This window comes from Bifidobacterium pullorum subsp. gallinarum (genome assembly GCF_000741215.1).
In the GTDB taxonomy this organism is placed as follows: domain Bacteria; phylum Actinomycetota; class Actinomycetes; order Actinomycetales; family Bifidobacteriaceae; genus Bifidobacterium; species Bifidobacterium pullorum_B.
This window is the reverse complement of sequence record NZ_JGYX01000002.1, coordinates 499,839-523,406: the sequence shown is the minus strand read 5'-3', so window position 1 is coordinate 523,406 and position 23,568 is coordinate 499,839. Positions and strand designations below refer to the sequence as shown.

23 protein-coding genes and 3 pseudogenes are annotated in these 23,568 nt (G+C 54.8%); 8 read left to right on the top strand and 18 right to left on the bottom strand.

Translation table 11 applies throughout. From position 1 onward, the window contains the following. The 10 genes from BIGA_RS08970 to BIGA_RS10055 all read right to left on the bottom strand — a co-directional run bounded on the left by BIGA_RS08970 (position 1) and on the right by BIGA_RS10055 (position 7,055). The gene (locus BIGA_RS08970; protein ID WP_051126076.1) at positions 1 to 726 is read right to left on the bottom strand and encodes a glycosyltransferase family 32 protein; all 726 of its coding nucleotides are present in this window, start codon (positions 724 to 726) and stop codon (positions 1 to 3) included. Beyond that, positions 723 to 1,271 (bottom strand): LbetaH domain-containing protein, encoded by a 549-nt coding sequence (locus tag BIGA_RS09495; RefSeq protein ID WP_152596048.1) that lies wholly within the window; start codon positions 1,269 to 1,271, stop codon positions 723 to 725. The genes BIGA_RS08970 and BIGA_RS09495 overlap by 4 nt, the downstream gene beginning before the upstream one ends. A 7-nt stretch (positions 1,272 to 1,278) precedes the next feature. Then, the gene (locus BIGA_RS04375) at positions 1,279 to 2,310 is read right to left on the bottom strand and encodes a glycosyltransferase family 2 protein (protein WP_033507881.1); all 1,032 of its coding nucleotides are present in this window, start codon (positions 2,308 to 2,310) and stop codon (positions 1,279 to 1,281) included. A 17-nt stretch (positions 2,311 to 2,327) separates the two neighbouring features. Next, positions 2,328 to 2,648 carry a glycosyltransferase gene (locus tag BIGA_RS09490; protein WP_156098656.1) on the bottom strand — a complete coding sequence of 107 codons (321 nt, stop codon included), beginning with the start codon at positions 2,646 to 2,648 and terminating at the stop codon, positions 2,328 to 2,330. A 43-nt stretch (positions 2,649 to 2,691) separates the two neighbouring features. Beyond that, positions 2,692 to 3,492, bottom strand: coding sequence for a glycosyltransferase family protein (locus BIGA_RS09485; protein WP_156098654.1), 801 nt, complete (start codon positions 3,490 to 3,492; stop codon positions 2,692 to 2,694). After that, the gene (locus tag BIGA_RS08965) at positions 3,485 to 4,471 is read right to left on the bottom strand and encodes a glycosyltransferase family protein (RefSeq protein ID WP_033507880.1); all 987 of its coding nucleotides are present in this window, start codon (positions 4,469 to 4,471) and stop codon (positions 3,485 to 3,487) included. The genes BIGA_RS09485 and BIGA_RS08965 overlap by 8 nt, the downstream gene beginning before the upstream one ends. 72 nt (positions 4,472 to 4,543) lie before the next feature. After that, the gene (locus BIGA_RS04370; RefSeq protein ID WP_202805502.1) at positions 4,544 to 4,990 is read right to left on the bottom strand and encodes a glycosyltransferase; all 447 of its coding nucleotides are present in this window, start codon (positions 4,988 to 4,990) and stop codon (positions 4,544 to 4,546) included. 17 nt (positions 4,991 to 5,007) lie between these two features. After that, positions 5,008 to 5,478 (bottom strand): PssD/Cps14F family polysaccharide biosynthesis glycosyltransferase, encoded by a 471-nt coding sequence (gene pssD, locus BIGA_RS04365; RefSeq protein ID WP_202805501.1) that lies wholly within the window; start codon positions 5,476 to 5,478, stop codon positions 5,008 to 5,010. Positions 5,479 to 5,491: 13 nt separating this feature from the next. After that, positions 5,492 to 5,695, bottom strand: a complete 204-nt coding sequence (locus tag BIGA_RS10060; protein ID WP_337588870.1) for a sugar transferase — start codon at positions 5,693 to 5,695, stop codon at positions 5,492 to 5,494. After that, entirely contained in the window at positions 5,634 to 7,055 is a 1,422-nt protein-coding gene (locus BIGA_RS10055) for a sugar transferase (protein WP_337588869.1), read from the bottom strand. The genes BIGA_RS10060 and BIGA_RS10055 overlap by 62 nt, the downstream gene beginning before the upstream one ends. A 95-nt stretch (positions 7,056 to 7,150) precedes the next feature. Here BIGA_RS10055 and BIGA_RS09235 point away from each other — a divergent pair. Next, positions 7,151 to 7,449, top strand: a pseudogene (locus BIGA_RS09235) (IS3 family transposase); the annotation flags it as partial. A gap of 170 nt (positions 7,450 to 7,619) precedes the next feature. On the opposite strand, the gene BIGA_RS09875 reads toward BIGA_RS09235, so the two are convergent. Together BIGA_RS09875 and BIGA_RS09870 are read right to left on the bottom strand one after the other, a co-directional pair. Further along, positions 7,620 to 8,045 carry an IS3 family transposase gene (locus tag BIGA_RS09875; protein WP_196818754.1) on the bottom strand — a complete coding sequence of 142 codons (426 nt, stop codon included), beginning with the start codon at positions 8,043 to 8,045 and terminating at the stop codon, positions 7,620 to 7,622. Beyond that, positions 8,029 to 8,538 carry an IS3 family transposase gene (locus BIGA_RS09870; RefSeq protein ID WP_237744048.1) on the bottom strand — a complete coding sequence of 170 codons (510 nt, stop codon included), beginning with the start codon at positions 8,536 to 8,538 and terminating at the stop codon, positions 8,029 to 8,031. The genes BIGA_RS09875 and BIGA_RS09870 overlap by 17 nt, the downstream gene beginning before the upstream one ends. Before the next feature lie 194 nt (positions 8,539 to 8,732). Between BIGA_RS09870 and istA the strand changes: the two are divergent. Together istA and istB are read left to right on the top strand one after the other, a co-directional pair. Further along, positions 8,733 to 10,210, top strand: a pseudogene (istA, locus tag BIGA_RS04350) (IS21 family transposase). Continuing rightward, positions 10,207 to 10,993: pseudogene (gene istB, locus BIGA_RS04345) on the top strand (IS21-like element helper ATPase IstB). Before istA ends, istB begins: the two co-directional pseudogenes overlap by 4 nt. A 66-nt stretch (positions 10,994 to 11,059) precedes the next feature. Here istB and BIGA_RS04340 read toward each other — a convergent pair. Next, complete coding sequence (locus tag BIGA_RS04340) at positions 11,060 to 11,584, bottom strand: helix-turn-helix domain-containing protein (RefSeq protein ID WP_051917075.1); 525 nt, start codon at positions 11,582 to 11,584, stop codon at positions 11,060 to 11,062. Between the two features lie 463 nt (positions 11,585 to 12,047). Here BIGA_RS04340 and BIGA_RS04335 point away from each other — a divergent pair, with 463 nt between their 5' ends. The 3 genes from BIGA_RS04335 (at position 12,048) to BIGA_RS04330 (ending at position 13,475) form a co-directional block, all read left to right on the top strand. After that, positions 12,048 to 12,590 (top strand): hypothetical protein, encoded by a 543-nt coding sequence (locus tag BIGA_RS04335; protein ID WP_152596018.1) that lies wholly within the window; start codon positions 12,048 to 12,050, stop codon positions 12,588 to 12,590. 64 nt (positions 12,591 to 12,654) lie between these two features. After that, positions 12,655 to 13,074: a helix-turn-helix domain-containing protein gene (locus BIGA_RS09480; RefSeq protein ID WP_161786264.1), complete on the top strand. Its 420-nt coding sequence runs from the start codon at positions 12,655 to 12,657 to the stop codon at positions 13,072 to 13,074. Then, positions 13,071 to 13,475, top strand: a complete 405-nt coding sequence (locus BIGA_RS04330) for a hypothetical protein (RefSeq protein WP_033507261.1) — start codon at positions 13,071 to 13,073, stop codon at positions 13,473 to 13,475. Before BIGA_RS09480 ends, BIGA_RS04330 begins: the two co-directional genes overlap by 4 nt. Positions 13,476 to 13,490: 15 nt before the next feature. Here BIGA_RS04330 and BIGA_RS04325 read toward each other — a convergent pair whose 3' ends face one another. Continuing rightward, entirely contained in the window at positions 13,491 to 14,645 is a 1,155-nt protein-coding gene (locus BIGA_RS04325) for an endonuclease/exonuclease/phosphatase family protein (protein ID WP_081929434.1), read from the bottom strand. A gap of 82 nt (positions 14,646 to 14,727) precedes the next feature. Further along, positions 14,728 to 15,345: an arsenate reductase/protein-tyrosine-phosphatase family protein gene (locus tag BIGA_RS04320; RefSeq protein ID WP_033507251.1), complete on the bottom strand. Its 618-nt coding sequence runs from the start codon at positions 15,343 to 15,345 to the stop codon at positions 14,728 to 14,730. 223 nt (positions 15,346 to 15,568) lie between these two features. On the opposite strand from BIGA_RS04320, the gene BIGA_RS04315 reads away from it, so the two are divergent. Beyond that, complete coding sequence (locus BIGA_RS04315) at positions 15,569 to 16,678, top strand: LCP family protein (protein WP_081929432.1); 1,110 nt, start codon at positions 15,569 to 15,571, stop codon at positions 16,676 to 16,678. 23 nt (positions 16,679 to 16,701) lie between these two features. On the opposite strand, the gene BIGA_RS04310 is transcribed toward BIGA_RS04315, so the two are convergent. Then, positions 16,702 to 17,490 carry an HNH endonuclease family protein gene (locus BIGA_RS04310; protein ID WP_081929430.1) on the bottom strand — a complete coding sequence of 263 codons (789 nt, stop codon included), beginning with the start codon at positions 17,488 to 17,490 and terminating at the stop codon, positions 16,702 to 16,704. Positions 17,491 to 17,710: 220 nt separating this feature from the next. Here BIGA_RS04310 and BIGA_RS09230 point away from each other — a divergent pair, with 220 nt between their 5' ends. Further along, positions 17,711 to 18,166, top strand: coding sequence for a helix-turn-helix domain-containing protein (locus tag BIGA_RS09230; protein WP_081929428.1), 456 nt, complete (start codon positions 17,711 to 17,713; stop codon positions 18,164 to 18,166). Between the two features lie 158 nt (positions 18,167 to 18,324). Here the strand turns inward: BIGA_RS09230 and BIGA_RS04305 are convergent, their stop codons facing one another. Continuing rightward, the gene (locus BIGA_RS04305) at positions 18,325 to 19,188 is read right to left on the bottom strand and encodes an aldo/keto reductase (RefSeq protein ID WP_033507247.1); all 864 of its coding nucleotides are present in this window, start codon (positions 19,186 to 19,188) and stop codon (positions 18,325 to 18,327) included. 206 nt (positions 19,189 to 19,394) lie between these two features. Beyond that, positions 19,395 to 23,246: an ABC transporter ATP-binding protein/permease gene (locus tag BIGA_RS04300; RefSeq protein WP_033507245.1), complete on the bottom strand. Its 3,852-nt coding sequence runs from the start codon at positions 23,244 to 23,246 to the stop codon at positions 19,395 to 19,397. Between the last annotated feature and the right edge of the window lie 322 nt (positions 23,247 to 23,568).

Sequence of the window (23,568 nt, the reverse complement as noted above, 5' to 3'; positions counted from 1 at the left end):
TTATCTCAACTTATTATTTCTTTTTAAAGAATATCCAATGGACTTACGAATTACTTGAACACAGTGTTTCAGAGGATTAGCAATATGTTTAGTATTCATAAATACATATCCCTTACGGGATAGATTCCAGTTCCCAGAATACCAGTGAATGGAGAAGGTATTCGACGTCTCCACCGCTCCCCGACATTCTTGCCCAGGACTATATGGCGAAAAATAATCCCGAGGATATATTTTACAATTTACAAAAATATCAGGATTACGGTCATAAAGGTATCGAAAAATAATTGGATTATTGATAAAATCAACATTCCATATTTCATTTTCGTAAAAATCAAGTAGCTTCTTTATAGTCTGATTATCTTTTTCAGCTCCAATGACTCCTGTACCAATATAATTATCCTTTTCCATTCCAATAAACATTATGTTGGCAAGTAACTCATTATATGATTTAAGTACTTCGACGTCTGTATCAAGGTAAATGCCACCCTCTTTATATAAGATATACAAACGTAGCCAATCAGAGGCAAATGCCCATAGTTTAAGACGAACACAAGCATCTAAAAAACGAGACTCTTTACATAGCTTCTGTAGATTTAGGTTTTCTTCATTCCACTCAATAATTTCGTAGTCAGGCAATGTACGCTTCCACGAATTTATACAAGCAATTGCTAAAGACGGCTTCGTTTTGCCACCAAGCCAGATGTAATGTATTTTCTTGGGAATCATAAAGTATCCTTTGTCCTCATTATTTTTTCCGGAGTACCAATCAAAGTAACATCATCATATCTACAATCATGTACAACAGTTGCATTAGCCCCGATAACCACATTGTTGCCTAAATGTATGGGGCCAATTACCGATGCACCAACACCAATATCGACATTGTTACCTATGCATGGAGCTCCAGAGCTTGTTCCATTATTACCGATGCAATTCATTCCGTGAAGTTTGCAACCATACCCTATCGACGCGTCACCACTAATTATTACAGCCCCATGATGATATATAGTTAATCCCGGACCAACAACATTTTTAGGTATATATATACCCAGTTTATTGCCAAGACTATTCTTTCTTCTGCACCAAAACAAACTTAAAAAATGTCCCCAAAATCCGCCTATACGATAATAGTACTCTTCCTTACGCAGACGAATGCAATATCTCCTTAATTGAATCCAATGATCTTTTTGAAGAACTAGGCGAATTCTTTCCTTTTTTGTAAGTTTCTTCAAAAAAGGCATGTCCGAATGCGTATATTCATATTTTTTCATAATTAACCTATACGTTAAACTTATTCTTTAAAGACATCACAATCCAAAGCAATACTACATATTGTTTTTTAATGAGATAATTAATTACTCTAGATGGAATCGAACCAAAAACGTCATGTGTACTCAAAATATTATTCAATAAGTCATCTTCACAGATTTTCCGAATATTTATCCACGCTTTTTCCCGTCCATTTGTTTTAGCATACAACTGCTCAAGTTTTATCGAATAGCGAGCAATTGACACTAGCGTTGACATAAGTCGTTGTGATGACTCATGATAGATCTTCATTCTTTTCGTACGTTCTGCTAATTCCAAATACAATTTTTTTTGCATCTGGAATCTATCTGCACGATAGCTAGTTGTCAAAGAACCAGAATTGTCGCAATAGTAATAACCATTGCAACCACTCATGACGACACGGCGTGCATGTGGATAATAGTCAAAGTTAAAAATAATGTCTTCACTGATAAATTCTCTTTCTGAATGAAAAAAGATTCCACAATCTCTAATAATCTGAGATGAGAATAGACTCTTCCATACCGACATTTCAAGATGATTATCATCTGACTTGGCATATCCGAGCATTGGCACCAAAATTTTATGAATGATATCTGGCTGGCTAAGCGCTTTTCCTCGTAAAGGATTGGGTACAACAATCTTTTTCTTGCGAGAGACACGTACAAAACCACCGATTGCTGTATCACCATTTGCCTCAGCTAAGTCATGATACAATCTCTCAATCATGTAGTCTTCAAGATAATCATCGCCGTCAACGAAAGTGACATATTCTCCTCGCATGGTTTTAATACCGCTGTTACGAGCCATACCAAGTCCGGCATTCGATTTATGAATTACCTTTATTCTGGAATCATAACAGAATTCATCACAGATTTTCCCACTTCTATCAGTCGATCCATCATCAACAAGTATTATTTCTAGATTTTGATATGTTTGGTTAAGTATACTTTCAACACATCTATGAAGATATTCCTCGATGTTGTATACAGCTACTACGACTGTAATCAAAGGTGCGTTCATGAATTTTCTCATTCTTCTCAAGCAACAATTTTTTTAAGTATCTTTTCAAATTGCAAAGCACTTCTAAACCAATTTGATTTCCCTAAGATTGCATTAGCCTGCTCGAGCATTTTGGTAAGTTGACTCGCATCGTTGTGGATAGAAAGAAGTCGATTAGCCAAAGTTTGATAATTATAATCAATAAGTATCCCTGCTTCCGAGGGGAAAAAAGATTCGAAGGACCCCGATTTAAATTCAATAACAGGTAGACCTGTTGCCAACATTTCATATGGTACAAGTGAAATATTTGACATTGAAGCAACCATTCCAAAATCGCTTTTTTTATAGAGTTCTAGCATTTCAGATTTACTAAGTTTTCCTAGGTTTTTCCCGATACACGGCTTAAAACTTTTTTTTTGCACCAAAAAAACGAATGTCAAGCTGTAATCCACACCCACTTAAAACAGAAGAAGTTCGGTAGAGTAAGGACTGCATAATGTTAGGCATTCTTTTCCCGTCTTCCTTGGTATACACCGCTAGAACATATTTTTTCGTTTCTTCATATGATGAATAATTTCTAGCGCAATGAGGGTATTCTTTCGGCTCAAAAGGAAAATCAATATATTCTAGTATTGAAGGCGTACTTGGACATTCTCGCTGAATTTGTTTAACATTCCAGGATCCTAAACTAACGATATGAAGACCAAGCTCATATGTAAGCTTCGCTAAAAGATATCTTTCACTCAAATTGAAGAAAAACGGTTCATAATCTTGAACAAAATACATTTTATATGCATTAAATTTATGTAGACAATAAACACTTTGCCAATTTGTTGCTATAACAACATCAAATGCATTTGCCGATAAAGAATCAACGGAAGCTATTTTCCCTTGATATCCCAATAAATTGTCTGAGGCATTTTTACATAATTCATTAATTGAAGCATTAGTATAATCTGCATAGGTAATTTCATGACCAAATTGAGCCAAATATGTACCTAGCCTCAGCACAGAGGTAATGCCACCAGAGTACTTATCTATACCCGGAACAATAAAAGCTATTTTCTGGACAGATTTGGGGCGAATATTAAATACAGGCTGAGCAAATCCTGGACTATCAAGAACAGTATCGATAATGCGCCGTTCATGCCTACGCAAACCGATATTATATAAATCTTTAACTATATATGCAAGATTATTCATTATTTGGACTCCATAATTTCACATGCGCAGATAATCCATCAAACGTTCCACGAACAATGGCCGAAAAAACTTGTCCTTTATGCCTAGCTCTTAGCAAACTTGGCAGGTTAAAACTGATAATGAAACCTAGATATCCTTTACAATTATAATTATTATATGCTACAGGTCCATATGCCTTTAATTTACGATTGGCGTAAATAATATTACGATTTGTATAATATACACGAAGCGGACTCACATATTTCCGATAAGAAAACTTGGCTATATTTTTATTATGCAATAATTGACTTAAGCGAATCCAAAACTTCTGACTGCGCTTAGATTTAGGAATAATCTTCCCGAACTCCTGATCAAGAACCCAACGATTAACACGCTTAATTTGATAACCAGAAGACACAAGCCTTTTACAGAACTCATTATCAACAAGATCAATGAAAAGCCACTCATCAAAACCGCCGACATCTTTCCATGCTTGAATTGATGTGCAACTTGCTGAAGTAATGCATTCCTCTACATTGACTACGCAATCTCGCCTTTCCGCCTTCATATATGCGCGGCGCTTATCTATCACTTGTGGACAGAAAATAGCAGTACGACCAGAATCACTATTAATCCGGTTACGAAAATCCGGAATCATCCCAGATGGCAGGATTGAATCCTGATCCATGGTGAGTACCCAATCAAATCCATCCTGCTGCGCCCGCTCCATAATACGATTCAGAGCATATGCAATGCCATAGTTTTTATTTACCTTGCTGCTATTAACGACATTGTTGACTTTCTCACAAGAAGGTTCATCCCCATTTGCCTTCGTTACATACGTAATCTGTGATGTCTTCAATAATTGTACAGGTTGGACACTGTTATCAAAAATATACACATGTTCAATCTGTTCAAGAACTGATTCAATGCACTGCTGTACGCGATTAATATCATCGGGATTATATAAAACAATACCAGCAGCAATTCTATTTTTCATTTTCCCTCCTTTCGATTTTCATTAAAAAGAGCCTTTGCAATATCTTCAAGATTTGAATTAAACTGTTGATTATTACTTTTCAAAATTCTTTTTTTTCATAGCGACAATAATTTTGTCATATTGTCCAAGCACATCACTAAGCTCAGTCATATCATATACAGGAATAATATTGCCCATGCGCTCAGCTACAGCCTTTGCAAAATCAACTTGATGATTATTTACATGCTCATTGAATTGCAGCTGACGTGGCACCACAATCGGAATCTTTCCAATCTGCAACGGCATAATAAAACTAGCCGGACCACCATGTGTAATTACAATGCGCGCTTCAGCTACTTTCTCTTTCATCTGAGCGTATGGAAGGAGTTTATGCCACTCACAATACTTGGGCTCATACGTGCTGAAACCAGTCTGCATGATCACATCTTCATGAATTGCGCCAGAACTTTTTAACTGGTCCACAGCCTCAATCAATCTGTTGAACGGTTGCTCATGAGTCCCCACTGTTACGAAAATCATTGCTCAACCACCTTGTCTTAGAAGATGCTTCCCAGATTAATCGCTTTAGGATAGACTTTTTTCATCTCTTCCCATTGCACAATGAATTTATCAACAATCGGATATACGAGCTTGCCTGTCATCGTTGGCTTATCGATGCGATCGAACACCTCAATATAGATAAGCTTTGCTCCAAATAATTTGCCAATGTAGAAGAAAGGAACAGCAACTGCAGCCCCGCTGGAAATAATCAGATCCGGTTTTTCTTTACGTAGCACTTTCCAAGCAACCGCAGTGTTCCGAATAAGATTCTTTAGATTCCTGTTCGTAGGATAGTAGCATGCATAAACCCGCTCACCCTCAAGAAGACTACGCGCATCTTCCTTGTCAAAAGTGACCCAGAAACGATCTTTATTTTTCCAAAAGGGTTTAAGCATATGTAAATGCGCAAGATGCCCACCACTGGAGCCGACTAAACAAATTTTCATTACAATCTCCCAACTCAGCATGCACTCTTATGACTTACTTTGTTACGTCTTCATTCCTTCTATCAGTATGCACCCTTATAGTGACGACGGCACCGACAGTGCGGAAAAGCAGCACGATGTCTCCCAGCATGGACCAGTTCTGCACATAGCTGACGTCCAAAGACTCGGATTCTTCCTTACTCAAGTTGGATCTGCCAGACACCTGCCACGGACCGGTAATACCAGGCTTCACCAGCATACGAGTGGCATACGTCTGGTTGTATTGAGCCACCCACCTCCTCAGGTAACGACGGGCGCGGGCCCACCACGCTCATATCACCCTTCAACACGTTCAGGAACTGCGGAAACTCGTCAATGGAGAACTTACGGATAAACTTGCCCACCTTGGTGACTCGCGGATCGTCCTTCATCTTAAAGATGAAACGACCATCCTGACCGGTTTCTTTCGCCAGTTCTGCCTTCATCTTGTCCGCGTTCACCACCATAGAACGGAACTTGATCATCTTAAACGGCTTGTCACGGCGCCCCACGCGAGTCTGCGTGTAGAAAATAGGACCGCCGTCGGTAAGCTTGATAGCAATCGCAATAGGAACGGTAACAATCACAGTAACAATCACGGCAAACAGCGAAATCAGCACATCAAAAACGCGTTTTTTGCACATATCCCATGGCGAATACTGCGGTAGGCTGATCGTCATCACCGTCGTACCCTGAATCACACGGATATTAGTCTCATGACCACTCACGTCCACTGCGGAAGTGACCACCGCAATCTCCAGATTCATGGTTTCCATGTTCAGCACGAACGTGTTGAAATTATCCGAGAAGCGCTGCATAACATCCGTGGCCATCACCGTCTGTACGCCCATCGAAGCGGCACGTTCGGCGAAGTTTCCGCAATACGGCAATGTGGCGATGTCCCTACCACTGATCTTGCGGATTCGTTCCTTGAAATCGGCAGGTGCGGCAACAGCCGCCACAAGCCCAGTCCGCTTGTTCAAACCAATCGGGCACACCGCAATAGCATGATAATTCAGTTGGCACTTCTGGCTCAGGAACGCCAAAGCATGCTCAATGCCCTCAGGGGAACCAACCACTACGGTGCCATACGAATACGCGCCCTTTTCACGGCTGGACAGTACAAACTGGCGGATAGTCAAACGCTCCAGCATGGTAATCAGGAATGCGCACAGCAACACCAAGCCGGTATGCAGCAAAGGTATATAAACGTTGAGAATAGAATCGATTGCACAAATCATCAATCCCGTGAAAAACGTGCCTTTGACCAGTAGCGCGTTCAACTGGTAACCGTCACCCATCACATGACGGTGGTACACGCCAACACTATGCAGGCAGTAGATCCAAATCAACGAGCAAACAAGCGCATACAACCACAAACCAATATGGAAATGGAAACGGGAAGAATACAACGCTTCCCCGCCCTGCCACACATATATGATTGCCGAAGCGGCAATAAATGAAGCCATGTCGCACAGAATCAAAAGAGCATTGACGAAAAAACGCCAATAAGCGACGCTAAGCACCCGGTTACGGGAGGTTTCACTCAGATTCGTTTCAGCACTACCGCCTTGGAACATTCTTCTCTCCACAACTACCCCCCCGATATTTCAAGGGGCAATAAACGAGGGTACATGAACTCCTATACAAAGCTATAAGGATAAGGGTAGTGCCGAAAGTAGACGTGATACGGGCCAACGCCGCCCGTTACCCGATATCAGCGCAATGCAGGATACTGGGCGTCCCCGCTCCACCTGTTACTGGATGACCGGGCATCCCGGGACGGAGCGCGTGGATTCGATCGCCGGCGACGTACGCGCGGTCCGGCGCAACAGCCGCGAACGCTACGGCGCCAGGAAGATCAAGGCCGCCTTGGAAAGGAAGGGCGTCACCGCGTCCGGGAGACGCATCGGCGGCATCATGCACGAACAGGGCATGACGAGCGCGTACACGCGCAGACGATTCAAACCGCACGGTATTCTCGGGCATGGTTCCGTCTCCTGGTTTCCAACCGCGGTTCTTTCGTTTTGGCGAATGAAGAAATCGTGCACAGGACGCGGGCCATGCCTTTCACATCAAAGACGGAAACCCAAAGCGCGCAAGAATCCGGACGTTAGGGGCTGCGGACGTTTTCTTGGAGATAGTCATGCAGCCATTCCTTGGCTTTGACGATATTGTACCGGACTCATCCAGCCCAGCGACTGTTTGATGCGCTCGTGGTTGTACCAGTGGATGTACTCGTCGATCAGGACAAGCACCTCGTCGCGGGTGCGTTTCTCCCAATGCTCGGGATAGACGGACTCCGTCTTCATGCGACCGAAGAATCCCTCCGCGGCGGCGTTGTCGGGGCTGCAGCCCTTCGCGCTCATGGACCGGATCAGCCCGTAGCGTTCCATGAGCTCCAGCCATCCGGGCCACCGGTAGTGGCATCCCCGGTCGGAATGGACCACGGGACGGGCGTTGTCGGGCAGTGTCTCCGCCGCCTCGGCGAGCATCCGGTTGGCGAGCTCCGCGTTGGGATGGAAGCCGGCCGTGTAGGCGACGATCTTGCCGTCATGGCAGTCGATCATCGGCGAGAGGTACACCTTCCCGTCGCTGGCCTTGATCCCGCGTGGTGTCCGTGAGCCACTTCTCATTGGGCCGTTCGGCGGTGAAGTCCCGGTTGACGAGATTACCGGGAGCGGGCGTGGCCTCCCCCTCGTAGGAGCTGTAACGCCGCCGTTTGGGAACATGCGCCGAGAGCCCGCCCTCGGCCATGAGCCTGCGGACCGCGTTCTCCGAGACGTCCGTCCCGAGCGCGGCCTTGACGCGACGGTACCCGTACCTGCCCTTGGAGTCGGCGAACGCCCGCGCCACGCGGGCGCGCAGCCCGGCGTACTTGCCGACGCCGATCCCGGCATGGTGGTAGTGGTAGCTGCTCGGCGCTATGCGCAGCAAGCAGGCCATCGACCTCAGCGAATACCTCGGCCCCGGCCGGTCGACCGGCATCGTCTTCTCCCGGTTCGACAGGCGCCGCAGGTCGGCGCCCGGGTCTTTTTCTGCGACCTCCACCACCTCCCGCATCAACGCGTTCCCCCCGACTCCTGTATTTGTTTAATGGTTTGTGTGCCGGTTTATCGCGGGTTTGTTGGCCGTGTTACCGGTGAAAAGTTGACCATGTGATCGTGTTGTCGGCGTGGAGAGGCGTTGGCCCGTCCGGTCTTGTTAGATTCCCGAGTTGAGGCAACCATTCGCAGGTATCTCGGGAAGGAAAGGACATGACTGTGCCAACGCCCATACAACAACGTATCAGGATTCTCGACGCGAGGGGTGTGTCCTGGCGTCGCATATCGAGGGAGGTCGGGGTGTCCAGACAGACGGTGCGCAAGTACGCGCAGTTGGAGGACTGCTCGCCGGAGCCCCCGGCCCGTCCTGCGGCGGTCTCGAAGCTCGACCCGTACAAGCCGTTGATCGGCAAGTGGTTGGAGGCGGACCGGTTCATGCCGCGCAAGCAGCGGCATACGGCCAGGCGCGTGTATGACAGGCTGGTCGAGGAGCAGGGGTTCGATGGTTCGTACCAGATCGTGCAGCGGTACGTGAAGCGCTGGAGGCAGGAGCATCGGCTTCCCGGTGACGGGTATCTGGAATTGGAGTGGTCGCCGGGCGTGATGCAGGCGGATTTCGGTTTGGCGCAGGCCGTGGTGGCGGGGAGCCGGACGGACGTGCACTGCCTGGTGGCGTCGTTTCCGTATTCGAACATGCGGTACGCGGTGGCGTTGCCCGGGGAGAACGCGGAGTGCGTGTGCGAGGGGCTGCTCGAGGTGTTCGAGCACATCGGCGCCGTGCCGCCGGTGCTGGTGCTCGACAACGCCACCGGCGCGGCGCACCGGGTCTCGTGGGACAGGATCGTGGTGGTGGAGGTGTTCCAGAGGTTCGTCGCGCATCACCGGATCGAGGTCAGGTTCTGCAATCCGGGCGCGGGCAACGAGAAGGGCAGCGTGGAGAACGCGGTCGGGTTCCTGCGCCGCAACGTGATGGTGCCGTTGCCGAACGCCGAGTCGCATGCGCAGCCGGCGGCGGTTCATGCTCTCCAGGTGCGACCGGATCGCCGAGGATCCCCATTACCGCAAGGGCGAGCCGGTCAGGGACCTGTTCGCGCGGGATCGGGAGGCGATGGCCCCGATGCCTGGAACCCGGTTCGACGCGTGCCGGTGGGAGGTGCGCAAGGCCGATGGCGAGGGATGCGTGAGCGTGGACTCGCACCGTTATCTCGCGGGTCCGTCGTGGCGCGGGTGGACGCTCGACGTCGGGCTGCGCGCGTTCGACGCGGGGGATCCGCACCCGTGACGGGCGCAGGGTCGGCAAGTTGCCCCGCGCCTACGGCGGGGACACCGGCACGGTGCGGGATCCGGCGGTGCTGCTGCCCGCGTTGGCCAGAAAACCGCGCGCGTGGGGAGAGAGCCCCATACGCGCGGATTTCCCCGACAGGCTCCGGCTGAGCATCGACGCGATGGAGTCCAGGGAGCGGCAGCGTACGCTCCGGCTGATTCACAGGGCATCGGAGAGCGCCGGATTCGATGCCGCGGCCCGTGCCGCCGAACGCCTCGTGGAACAGGGGCACGGCATCGACGAGGCGAGCCTGATGACGCTGGCGCGCAGGATCGCCGCGGGCGAGACGCCGCACGACGAGCCCGCCCCGGACCTGCACGACTACGACCGGTTCATGCGGCCGTCCGACGACCGGAAGGAGGCATGATGACCAAACCCGGAACCGCACAGCCCGACACGAGACGGCGTCGCGCGTCGACCGGGCAGCTGATGGACGGGATCATGGGACTCGCCCGCCGGCTGCCGCTGACCCGCCAGGTATTGGCCGACCAATTGGAGACGGCCACGCCCGCGCAGACGGGGGTTCATGCACGCGTGGATGAACGCCGAGATCGATTCCCGGGAACGTTCCAAACGCGCGCGACTGCTCAAGCAGGCCGGGTTCCCCCAAACCAAGACGCTCGACGGCTACGACTGGACACCCCTGCGCTTCCCCGTCGACTACGGGCGGCAGGCATTGGAATCCCTCGACTTCGTCGAGCACACGGAGGACGTGGTCATGTTCGGCCCTCCCGGCACCGGCAAGACCCACCTGGCCATCGCGCTGGCCCGGCAGGCCTGCCTGGAGGGCGTACCGACCAGGTTCTTCACCGCCGCCGAGCTCGTCATGCGACTACTGCGCGCCAACGCGGAGAACAGGCTCGACCGGGAGCTCTCCCAGATCGGCAGGGCCAGGCTCCTGGTCGTCGACGAGCTCGGATACATCCCGATCGACGAGGAAGGCAGCCGCCTCCTGTTCCAGGTCGTCACCAACGCGTACGAAAGACAGAGCATCGTCTACACCACCAACATCGAGTTCAGCGGATGGGGCAGGATCTTCGGCGACCCCAACACGGCACGCCGCTTGTCAATCGACCGCACCGTCCACCACGGCAGGATGATCAGATTCGAGGGCGACAGCTACCGCAAAACCCACGCCCTCATGCAATAACCCAGAAACCACCGACCGGACAGGCCCAGCCACGACAAACCGGCAACATAACGACCGGTAACCCGGTCAACTTCCCCACGGTAAGACGGCACACGCCGAGTTGACAAAATACAGTCTTTTTTCTGCGACCTCCACCACCTCCCGCATCAACGCGTTCCCCAACTCCAGCTCCTCGACCCTACGGCGCAACGCCTCCACGTCATCGCCGCCCCCGGCATCCGCCCCGCCCCGAGGACGGACGGACGCCGATTTCCCGCCCTGGGCGGCATTCTGGTTCCGGGGCTGCAACGCGGCCATGCCGCCCCTGCGGTACGCCCTGACCCAGTTGTGCACCGCACCAACGCTCACGCCAAGCTGTTTGGCGGCCTGCTTCTGCTGCATGCCGCCCAGCACCAGTTCGATCGCCTTCCGTCTTGTCCCCAGAGGAATTATGGGTTTGGCCATACGGCCAGCATACCGGGGATCCATCGCCAGCCAGCGCTCCAGGCACTGTCTGGTCGGATAGCCCAGGCACTCCACCACCTGCGCGGTGGTCATCGGCGTTGTGAGGTATAGCTCCACCGCCCTCGAACGCTCCTCAAGACTGAACATACGAGAAACCTTCCGCTCAGTCTCCAAGAAAACGTCCGCAGCCCCCTTCCAACCCTAGGCAGGTGTTGCACTTCTATCTAGAACCCGCATGGTCATGTCTCCTTTCATGGTTCTTTCACATCCGCAACCCTCCAGCAATCTAAAATTCACGCCCCTGCAACGTTTTATCAACTCATCATGCATCGCAATGTCACGCAGCACCTAGTGCCGGTCTATATATCCATTGGCTGGATAAGGGGGTACAGGTACTTCCCGATCAACACTGCTGCGTTCTGCGTTCTACCTATGACACCCCGTATATCCGTGCGTTACCACTGGCAGGATGCTCGCGCAGATGTCCTGTCTTTTAAAGAATCTCATTGCCACGCCGGTGCAACAATTCCGCAGACAGACATCTATCAGGATCCGGCGAAGTGAATTCAGCTAGAAGCCGACCGTACAACCCATACGGTACCGTACAGTTATGTCAGTGATGCCATTGCCCTCCGACGTGCACGTCGCGCCCAGACCTGTCAAAAGGTCAATTTGTTCAGTACCGGGACAGAACCGGTTCTTTTGGGTAAAATCCTCAAACGCACCTACACTGTTCGATGCCTTTACAACATATGTATGGGAACGTTTCACGGACGACTATCAGGCCTCGATGGCGGAAGCGGAATTCTACGCGCGCATCCAGCGGGCCATGCGCGGCCAACTTGTTCCGGTCGAACAGGTCAAGCCCATGCATGAGGCTCCGGGGGTATTTGAGATACGGTGGAACTGGCACGACTACGCAAACGGAAAGAAACAGTACATCGGTGCCAGGCTGTTTCATATGGAAAAGGTCATGGAACGTTGGATTATTGCAGCATATCTTATGTGCAAGAAATCCGATACGGACGATTTGTCAACCTACTTCAAACAAACAGGTGGAGCGAAGTCAGCCAAACATGCGGTGGAGGAATCCGAGCCTGACCGCGCCAATGCGTGGGAAGAGTACCGAAGCGACGAATTCACCTTATCATAGACTGCCACGATGACTGCGGAAACAGGTACACTGTGAGAGACGTATCGAAATGAAACGAGGAACCATGAGACGTCACAAAACGGCACGATATTCCGCCCTGCTGAAGCGTGCAGCCGTGCTCGTGCAGAACGATGAGCGTCTTATCGATGAACTGATATCAATCATGTACGAGCGTCAACTCAGCGAAGAAGACGTGGCACGACACATGGGAGTCGCACTCGAAGAGCTGCAGGCCATAGAAGGCGGCACAGCCGACCCCACTATAGGCACGGTGCGGCGTCTGGCACATGCCGTCGGTGCAACGGTATCCCATCATGTGGAAAAAGATTCGGTTCCGACAAAGCCGGTACTGCTGTGGTCGACATCAAAAGAGCAGCTGTCTTTGGCCACACCGAAGACGAAAGTCGCCAGCGTAGGCGCATCGACGCGAATCAGTATCCCCCCGTACGCCACATCTTATGCACGAAAGGAATCAGCAGTATGAAACGCTTGACCAAACTTGAGCAGCTTTCAGAACACGCGGAGTATCTTCCCGAGGTATACCCCGTTCCGGGAGAAGATGACAACGTCCAGTTCCAAGCGAACGTCAATCTTGACGTTAACGGCACTGACGCGACGAATTGGCCCATTACCGTCAACGTTGAGTTCGATGTCACCGTGTGCGTCAGTCGCCAGCAGGATGGTAGCGATGAGTCCGGCGACAACTATGAACGTCTCCTTCATATAGAACTAGTACTGCGTTGCGATTTGGATGATGCCACTATCAATTCCGACACACAGCAAAGCGAAGCACGAACTGCAATCTGGCCGTATTGCCGAGAGCGACTCACTCGAATCATCCGCGATTTCCCCGTGACGGTGCCGGAGCTACCGTATCTGATCTAGTCAGGCTGCGGCCTTCTACCGCACCTCCAGCGTACCAAGCAATGCCTTGTGATCGCTGCCTGACACAGTCACGGCATCCAAATCGCCCACCACCACGCTACGGTCGTGCACAATGTGGTCAATCTCCACGGCGGCCGGCACCGGTATCCAGCCAAACAATCGTTTGTTCGCCGGATAGGTCATTTGGAACCACTCCCCCGCGTTCTCGCCGGCATCCACAAACCTGCCGCCCAACAAATACCGGAAGCTTGCATGGTCCCAGGTCGCGTTGAAGTCGCCCATCAGTACAAACGTATGATCATCCTCACGCAGCTGGCTGATCGAACCCAACCCTCGGTCCCATAATCCCTGGTTGCTGGGGCGCGGCGAGAACGGATGCACGGAGCCGAACCGGATCACCGTACCATCGAAATCAATACTCGCAGCGGGAATACTTGAAGCCTCGATGGGAATCAGATCGCCCGTCCGCTCGGACATCGGAGCGGCGCTCCATAACCCGTTCACCCCACCGTTGTCGGACGAGGAAGTGTTGGCGACAACCGAGTACGGCAGCAACTCACGAATACCAGCCTCATTCAGACGGGAAATCATTGACGAGTTCAACTCCTGCAGCGCCAGTACCTCCACATGCTGTTCACGCACCGTCCGGACGATCTGCGCAGCATCAGCCTGTCCATTGCGCGTATTCAACGTCATGAGGCGCGCGTACCGATCATCGACGGATGCGGTCGCGGAGGCAACCGCCGTGCGTGCCGCAGAAGACAGCGAGACGCGTGGATAGAGGAATCCCGCATGCCACACCAGTTGCGTCAACAAGCACAACGCGCTGATTACGGCCAGTACGCGGCGACGACTAATCAGCGATATCAGCAGAATCGCCGCGGAGAGAACCGCCATCCACGGCACGAACGCCACGATCAGTGGAATATACCGTTTCCCATCCAGTCCATTCGGCGTCATCCGCAATACCATCACCGCTATGACGCCAAAAGTCACCACCCATAACAATCCATCCGGATAACGGTGAGTACGCGAACGTGACTGCACAGGCGCGCACGCGCGCCCATCAGGAACCTGTTCCCGAGATGGCTCGGCAAACTCCTCCAGAAAACGCTCAATCTCTTCGCTATCGTTGTTCAAGCCATACCCCCGTTGATGTTTCAAGCCCATTGTGGCACGAGACACCGATGAACGGGGTATTCAGCCGTGAACAAAGCAGCGGAGCATACCACGATTGTCGAGGTTGCAGCCGTCAGCTGGCGTAGATGATCGAGTTGAAATCGGGACGTGCGATCTGCGGACGCACCGGTGCCGGCTCCACACGGTAATGCTTACGCATGCTGGTCAGAATCGTACGCAGCGCACGGTTCGTCTCCTCCGCCGCCTGGCGGAACTTAGCATATTCCCGCCCATGCGGATCGGCGATATCCTTCGGCGCGGCAATCAGCGGACGGATGAACGACGAGGCATCGATCACCGATTGGAGACGCTCCTGGATGGTCGTCCCCTTGACCAGTCCATGTTCGGCGCTATATCGACACATGTTGGCGAAATCATCCAACAGGAACGTGTAGCGCACCGCCTTCGGCGCCACCGTAACGATTTCCTTACGCTGCGAGGACTCGAAGCACAGAATCAAATCAGCCGATTCAGCCATCTCACGGGTCAGTCGGCGGGACCGGAATCCGCTGGAATCAATGCCAACGCTATCCATGAGCCGCGCGCTGGAGGGATCGATCTGGTGCATGGGCAGACCTCGGGTTCCCGCGCTGGTCACCTGCACCGTCGTATTTGCCAAGTAGCGACTCATCAGCAGCTCCCCCATGGGTGAGCGGCAGATGTTTCCGGTACATACGAACATGATGTGCATGTATGGGAATCCTTGTTCTCGATATCCGCTGCGTCCGTATGCCGGACACACACCTTTACAATGACTTATCAAGTCTACTCTATTCTGCGGAAGAATGGGCACCGGTCCTTGTCGCTGCAGTCCGATCCGGTAGATACCCCATGCCCCATATGACTACGTGTCTGCCTACTATAGCTACTGATCGAACAAGCATATCCGTCAACAAACCGTTAGGGGACGAATTATGAGCAAAACCCATACCAACAACCCGCAAACACCAAGCCATAGCGCAAGACATGTTGCTTCCAAGAAGCATCCGTGGCGCACGGTCGTTATTGTGTTGGCGGTGTTGCTGCTATTGCTGGTGGTTCTTCCCGGAACGGCTATCATGCTCTTCATGCGGTCCTTGGATTCCGAGATTTCGATGCCGGAGGAGGAGCGGGAACAGGTTGCGGAGGTGCTGACCCCCGTTGAGGGGAGCGACAAGCCGTTTTACGCGCTCATCATCGGCTCGGACAATCGCGGCAATGAGGTCTACGGTCGTTCGGACAGTATGATGCTGGCTCGCATTGATACCGAGAACAAGCAAGTTGACCTTGTATCCATCCCTCGTGACATGCAGGTCAGCATCAATGGGGGCAGCACACCGCAGAAAATCAACGCCGCCTATGCCATGGGCGGTTCCTCGCTCATGATCTCCACCGTTTCGGATTTTGCCGGCGTGCCGATTTCCCACTACATCAAAGTGGGGTTCGACGGTCTTGAACAGCTGGTGGATAGGCTTGGCGGCATCACCGTCAATGTACCTGAATCCTTCTCCGGGGGGAACGGCGGTGTTTCATTGCAAGCCGGAGAACAGACGCTCAACGGGGAACAGGCGCTTGGTTTTGCACGCGAACGCTACCAGGTTCAGGGCGGTGATTTTTCGCGTGCCCAGGCGCAACGCATCGTGCTGACGGCCATTCTCAAGAAGATGCTTGAACAGCCGGCTACCGAGATTCCCGGGCTGGTACAGGAATTCGCCGCAATGATCTCCACGGATATGTCCACCATGGATCTGGTTGATCTCGGCATGCAATTCTACGGACATGGGGTCACCATCAATACGGCCGGCTGCCCCTCATATGCGTTCTCTCAGGATGGCGTGAGCTATGTGGGCGTTGAATACGCCGAGTGGCAGGATATGATGCGTCGCGTGGATGCCGGCATGGGGCCGAAGGGAGAGGGGGACATCCCCGCCGAACAGATGGAGAATGCTCAGCTCGGCGCCGCCTCAAATGCATTATCTCCTAGGGACTATGCGGGCTTGATTGATCAGTCGCTGAATTCCGATGACATCATCGGGAACGAATAGTCCGTTTTCCTTAAACGGTACGGCTACTCGGCGGGCACCTCCTGGCCGGGGCAGGAGCGGAGCACGGACAGCATCGCCTGTTTCTCCTTGGTGGTCACGCTCAGGTCGTATTTGTCCTTGACCCCGATCTGCCGGGCCACATACTCGCAGCGGAAGTCGGCGTTGGTCGGCAGCCAGTAGGCCGCGGACGCCGACCCCTTCTCACTGTTCGCCTCGCCGTCGGCGGCCAGTAGGTTGTACATGTCGTTGCCGAACTTGTACCGCTTGGCGGTATCCCAATCACGCGCGCCCGACTGCCAGGCGTTCTCCAACGCCACCACATGCTCGATCTGCACGGCGCTGCTGGTCTGCGGACCGCGCACGAAATCGATCGTCTTGCCGGTGTACAGGTCATGCAGCACGCCGGACTGCACCTGACAGCCGCCTGGCGTCGTGAACGTCACATCCTCCAGATCGCGGGCCAGCACCTCGTCGCGCACATCGCAGCCGTCGCCATCGTCGTCGGTTTCGCGGTAGCCGAACAGGTCGCGGTCATAGCCATCCTTGCTCTGCGCGTCATCCACGCGAAGCGTCTCCAGCACGTCCGCCGCAGGGCCGGATGCCGCATACTCGCCGGTCAGCTCCCCCACCTCGGGGCTGATCTTCGGCAGCACCACGCCGACCATGACACCCACCACGACGGCGATGACCAGCAGGACCAGCACGCGCTCGAACGGATTTGACACGTTGAACCGCTTGTTGACATACCGCGCGGTGTTACGAGTGAATTCGGACTGGTCGCGGTGAGAAGGGCGACGATGATTGCGAGACATACTGCCCCACTATACCCAAACGGCGGGCCGCGAGTAGTCTACTCGTAAGTAAACTCCTCACAAGTAGACTCATTAACGCGAAGAAGCATTCGAAACAAGACCAGAAGACAGCGTTGTTTCAAAAACCAAACATCTTGTTATGTTTGATTTTTGAAACACAAGATGTTAGGATAATCAAACAAAGCAATATGTTCGACTTTTGAAACAAACGACAATTATCATGGCAGAACCAACAATGCAGCAGAGAATCCTCTCCTCCACGAAGGACTTTGCAGTCACTGTAAAAGACGCTCGGTTGTCACTCAGGATCAGCCAGCAGGAGCTTTCAGCGCGAACGGGAATCCCCAGGCCCTGGATCAGTCAGCTGGAACAAGGGCGAATAGAGAATCCCGGATTGGCGAAATGCCTGACAATCTGCTCCGCACTCGGCATATCATTGCACGCCGAGTACTCCGCAGCCACGTCGGACAACGCATCGTTACAGCAATACATGGCATTGCTCCGTCAATTAGGATATGTCGTCCAGACCGATGCAGTACCAACCGATACCGGCAATCATACGCCGACGCCGCAATCCAATTCACCGTTTGAAGAGACCCTCCTTGCGCTCAAACAACGGCAGCAAGCTGTCCAGCGCAATGCTAAACGACTTGATTACGGCAATGCGAACGGGTGATGCGCTGGTTTGAGTCATAGCATACGGCAGCCCAACAGAAGCCATAGGTTACCAGCATCAGTCGAGACAACAGCCTCTGATAAAAACCGACAGCACCCGTTATCTCGACAGAAGAGCATCCATCGGTCGTATACCGCTCATGAGCACAAAGACGCCCATCACGCGTAGGAGAAGGTGAGGGGATCGTGGCCGGCGCGGGTGGGGCCGTCCAGCGCATCGATGGCGGCATGCTCCTCCGGGGTGAGCTCGAAGCCGAACAGGTCAAGGTTCTCACGCTGACGCTCGGCGTGCACCGACTTGGGGATGATGATCGTGCCGTTCTCGATGTGCCAGCGCAGGATGGCCTGGGCGGGGCTGACGCCGTTCGCGGCGGCAATGCGTTCGACGGTGCCGTTCCCGGCGTTCAGGTCGGCGCCGCGTGCCATCGGCGAGTACGCCTCCACGGCGATGCCATGCTCCCGGCAGAACGCGGTGACCTCACGCTGCTGCCAGGTGGGGTGCAGTTCGATCTGGTTCACGGTCGGCCACTCGCCGGTCTCCTCATGCAGTCGTTCCAAATGCTCAGGCAGGAAGTTGCATACGCCCAGTGTCCGCACGCGCCCCTCCTCGCGCAGGCGCACGAACGCCTTCCAGGTCTCCCCAGAGCGCCAGTCGAACGGCGTGGGCCAGTGGATCATGTACATGTCCACATACTCGAGCTGCAGCAGGCCGATCTGGCGGTCGAACGCCTTCAGCGCGCTGTCATACCCCTGCTCGGAGTCGCGCAGCTTGGTGGTGACCCACAACTCGCGGCGACGCTCCCCCGTGGCGTAGCCGGCATTCACCAGCGCACGGCCCACGCCGCCCTCGTTGTTGTAGCCGGCCGCACCGTCGATGTGACGGTATCCGGCGGCGAGCGCCGACTCCACCACCGGGGTCACGCCCTCATCGTCGATGCGCAGCACGCCAAGGCCCACCTGCGGAATCTCAGTGCCGTCATGCAGGCGGATCATCGGAACAGGGGACATGTGCTGCTCGCTCATGGGGACTCCTTGTCGGTTCAACATGTCAAACGCTTATACACAGCAATATAACTCGGACCCTAACAGAGAGGTGGTTCGCACTACCTCAAGGATAAATTCCGGACCCCTTGATTTTCCTGCCTTACTTAGAGGCAACCTTGAGGTAGTGCGAACCACTCCCGCTGCAAGAATGTCAACCCACCGCCCCAACACAACGTTGACGCGTTCTACACACGAACGACGGTGTCGGCCACGCGCATCGTGGAATCGCGGTGGGAGACCAGTACAATGGCCACGCCTTGCCCGGCGCCATCATCCCTGCGAGGTTCGCTCGCCAGCTCGTTGATGGATTGCAGGATCACGGCCTCGTTGAAGGCATCGAGGCGACTGGTGGGTTCGTCCAGCAGCACCAGGTCGGCATGGCGCAGGAACACGCGGGCCAGGCCGATGCGTTGGCGTTCGCCCTCGGACAGGCGTCCGCCCAACTCACCCACCTGGGTGTCCAGGCCATCCGGCAGTGATTCAACCAGCTGCAATGCCGACGCCTTGGCGAGCGCTCCGCGCAGCATGGCGTCGTCGGCTTCCTGGTTGGCCAGGCGCAGATTCTCGCGGATCGTGCCATCGAACAGGTAGGTCTCCTGTGCGAGCATGGTCTGCACACGGCGGCGATGATGCACATCCACCGTTCGCAGGTCCTCGCCGGACATCGTCACGATGCCGGATTGCGGGTCCCAATACCGCATCAGCAGTTTGAGCATCGTGGACTTGCCGCGCCCGGACGGCCCCTGCACGCCGAGGATGCCATGCATGGGAATCTCCAGCGACAAATCCGTAAACACGCCAGCTGTATGGTCCTCCTCCGCATGCCGCGTCGTTCCGCTTGCGCCCTGGTCAAGGTCGGCATTGGGATCGGAGCCATGTCCCGTCATCTGATCGGGATACGCGAAACTCACATGATCCAAGGCCATGCCGCTGTACGCCGGCGTCGATGTGCCGGTTTCCTCCACGGCCGGAACCTCGTCCATAAGCGCAAACAGTCGCCGCGCGGAGGCGAAGGTCTGGGTCAGGCTCGCCGGCAATGCGCTCAATGCCAGCGTCGGGCCGAAGGAGCTGGCGATCAGCACCACGGCGGCGAACAACTCACCGACCCCATCCACATCGGCCAGCCCATACCAGGCCAGTACCAGGGCCAACGCCCCGGCGAGCGCGGTGGCCAGCACCACCATCACCCCGCCGATGCCGCCGAATCGGCCGTTGTTCAGGCTCAGCTTGACCCGTTGATGCCACAGTTCACGCGACCGCTCCAGAATCGTACCCAGACGCCGTTCGCCCGCGCCGAAGCGAATGATCTCGTCCAGTCCATGCATGTCGTCCAGCATCGTGTCATCCAGCGAGGCGGCGTCGCGGCGAATATTCGGCCCCAGATACCGCACGCCGGTCGCGAACAGGCGCGGCAGCACCACGCCGACCAGCAGATGCATGACGATCAGCAACGGCACGAACCACGGGTTGAGGAACGCGAGCGCCACAGCGAACGCCACCGTGGTCACGACGGCGATCACCACCGGTGAGATGGTGTGCGCGAAGAAGATCTCCAGCAGTTCCACGTCGGTGGTGATCAGGGCGATCAGGTCGCCCTTGCCGCGCCCGTCCAGTTTGGCCGGCGCCAGACGACGCATGGCGGCGAACGCCTTCGACCGGAACAGCGCGAGCAGCTTGAACGCCACGTTGTGGTTCATATACTGCTCGGCATACCGCATCAGTCCACGGATGACGGCGCACACGGCCATCGCCGCGAATCCAGCAGTCATGGTCATTCCCCACACCGGTTCCTCCAGCACGGCGAACAGTGCGAGCACGCCGAACACGGGCAGGAAGGTGGCGGCCAGGTGGCCGAGTGTGCCGAACGCGCAGGCGGCGATCATCGTCGGGCGCAGCGGACCGACCTCGTGCAGCAGGCGGCGCACGAGCGCGCCGATGCCGCCTGCGGGCGCGGTGTCCTCGCTTTGCCCATGATTCGCCACCGATTCGTTCCGCACGGCCGGTTCGGCCGATTCGACCGGCTCGGCTGATTCCACGAGCCCGACCGGATTGACCGGCTCGGACGATCCATCGACGACATCGGCGGGCCGCGCGCCCGTCGCGGACCGGTGTCCGACATGCTCGATGACCTGCTGTGCCCGGAACAGGTCGGCGTACACGCCGTTCCGTGCCATAAGCGCCGTGTGCGTGCCGGTTTCGGCCACATGCCCGTGGTCGAACACCACCACCTGTCCGGCGGTCACGGCGTTCGCCATGCGGTGCGTGATCATGATCACGGTGGCGGACTGTGCCAATTCCTGAATCGTGCTCAGGATCACGGCCTCGCTTTCGGCGTCCACGCTGCTGGTGGCCTCGTCGAAGATGTAGATCGGAGTGTTGCGCAGCAGCGCACGGGCGATGGCGATGCGCTGACGCTGACCACCGGACAGGTTCGTCGCATCGGGAGCGATCGGCATGGCCAACCCCTCGGGCTGTGCGCGCACGAAATCGGCGATGTGCGTCAGCTCCAGCGCGGCCCACAATTCGTCGTCATCGGCTTGGGGCGCGGCCATCAGCAGGTTCTCACGCAGCGTGCCCGCAAACAAGTGGCTGCGCGAGGAGACCAGAGAGACCGCGGAGGTCATCGCATCGGCGCTCAGATCGCGCAGTTCCACGGACTGCAGATCGATCGCACCCAGCTCCGCGGGATCAGGAGTCGTGCCGTTAATCGCCGCGCCTGCGGACAGCGTGATCGACCCCTCATATCCGGCCAGCGTGCCGGCCAGCAGCGCGGCGGTCGTCGACTTGCCGGAGCCGGATTCGCCGACGATGGCGGTCAGCGTGCCCGGTCGGGCGGTGAACGAGACGTCCGTCAGTGCGGGGGCAGGGAGCGCAGTGGCCGTGGCTGATGTGTCAGAGTCCGTACCGGTGGAGTCGTCAGCGGAGAGGGGAACCTGAGATGTGTCAGAGTCCGTATCTGCGCAATTGGCGGCATCGGCGTAGCGGTAACCCACGGCGTCGAAGGTCACGGTCAAGTCACGACCGTCGCCGGGCAGGGCGGCATCGCCGCGGGCCGGCTCGGGAGCGTCCAGCAGCGCGAAGATCCGCTTCGTGGAGGTCATACCGTTCATCGCCACGTGGAAATATGATCCCAACTGGCGCAGCGGCAGGAAGAAGCTGGCGGAGAGGAACACCACGATCATCGCCCCCGCCATATCCACGCCGCCGACGAGGAACTGCCAGACCGCCACGCCGATGCCGGCCGCGGTGCCGCCGTAGGCCACGGCATCCATGGCGGTCAGCGAGCGCAGCTGGATCTGCAACACCTGCATCGTCATCCGGCGGAACGCCTCGGCCTTCTCGTCCATGTCGGCTGCGGCGCGCTCATCGGCGTCGAACGCCTTCAACGTCTCCAATCCCTGCATATTGTCCAGGAACGCGGCGCCCATATCCGTGTATTTGCCCCAATACCGCTTGAACGCGCGTGCGGCGCTCATCGCCACCACACCCACCACCAGCACGATCAGCGGGGCGCATACCAGCAATACCACGGCCGCGGGGATGTTCACCGGCATCAGCACCGCGAACAGCGTCACCGGTGCCAGCACCGCATAGAACAGCTGCGGCAGGAACAGTTCGAAGAAACTCTGGATTTGGTCGATGCCCTCACCCGCGGACTGCACCACGTCGGACGTGCGCACACGGGAGGAATACGACGGCCCAAGCGCCAGCATCTTGCGGTACAGGCGCTCACGCAAAGCCAGTTTCACGCGTTCGGCGGCCTCGGTACCGAAGGATGCGGCGGATCGCGACGTCAGGTATTTGACCGCGCAGACCGCTAACAGCGTCAGCAATGCCAACAGCAGGTTGGTCGCCGGCACGACGACGTCCAACCCCTGGGCCGTCCAGATGGCGCATTGGAGCACGCTGACCAGCAGGTTCGCCATCATGAACGCGAACAGCACGTCGGCCATCAGCGACAGCCACAAGGCCGCCACCTTGGCGGCCACCAGCTTGCCGATACCCGGGGTCAGGGAGAACAGGCGTTTGTCGAACACGGCGCATACCTCTTTTCTGGAACTTCTTGCCACCCTAACGGAATCACCGGGTACGCGCCAGACCCATTTTCCCCATCGGACGCATCGTTTCTCCGCACACGACGACACCCGCGGCATCCTGCCCGCTTTTGTCGGGAACGTCCAAAGAAACACGGAAAAACTGTTGCCCGATACCAAACCATCGTGGTTACGGTCGCGTAACATGGGATGCATAACACAACAGTTCACGCCACCGTGTCTATTACTCCGGCACGGCATCGCAGCCGTGCCACACGCGCTTGGTCGCAAAGACCGAGATCACGCACCACGCGAACTGCGCAGC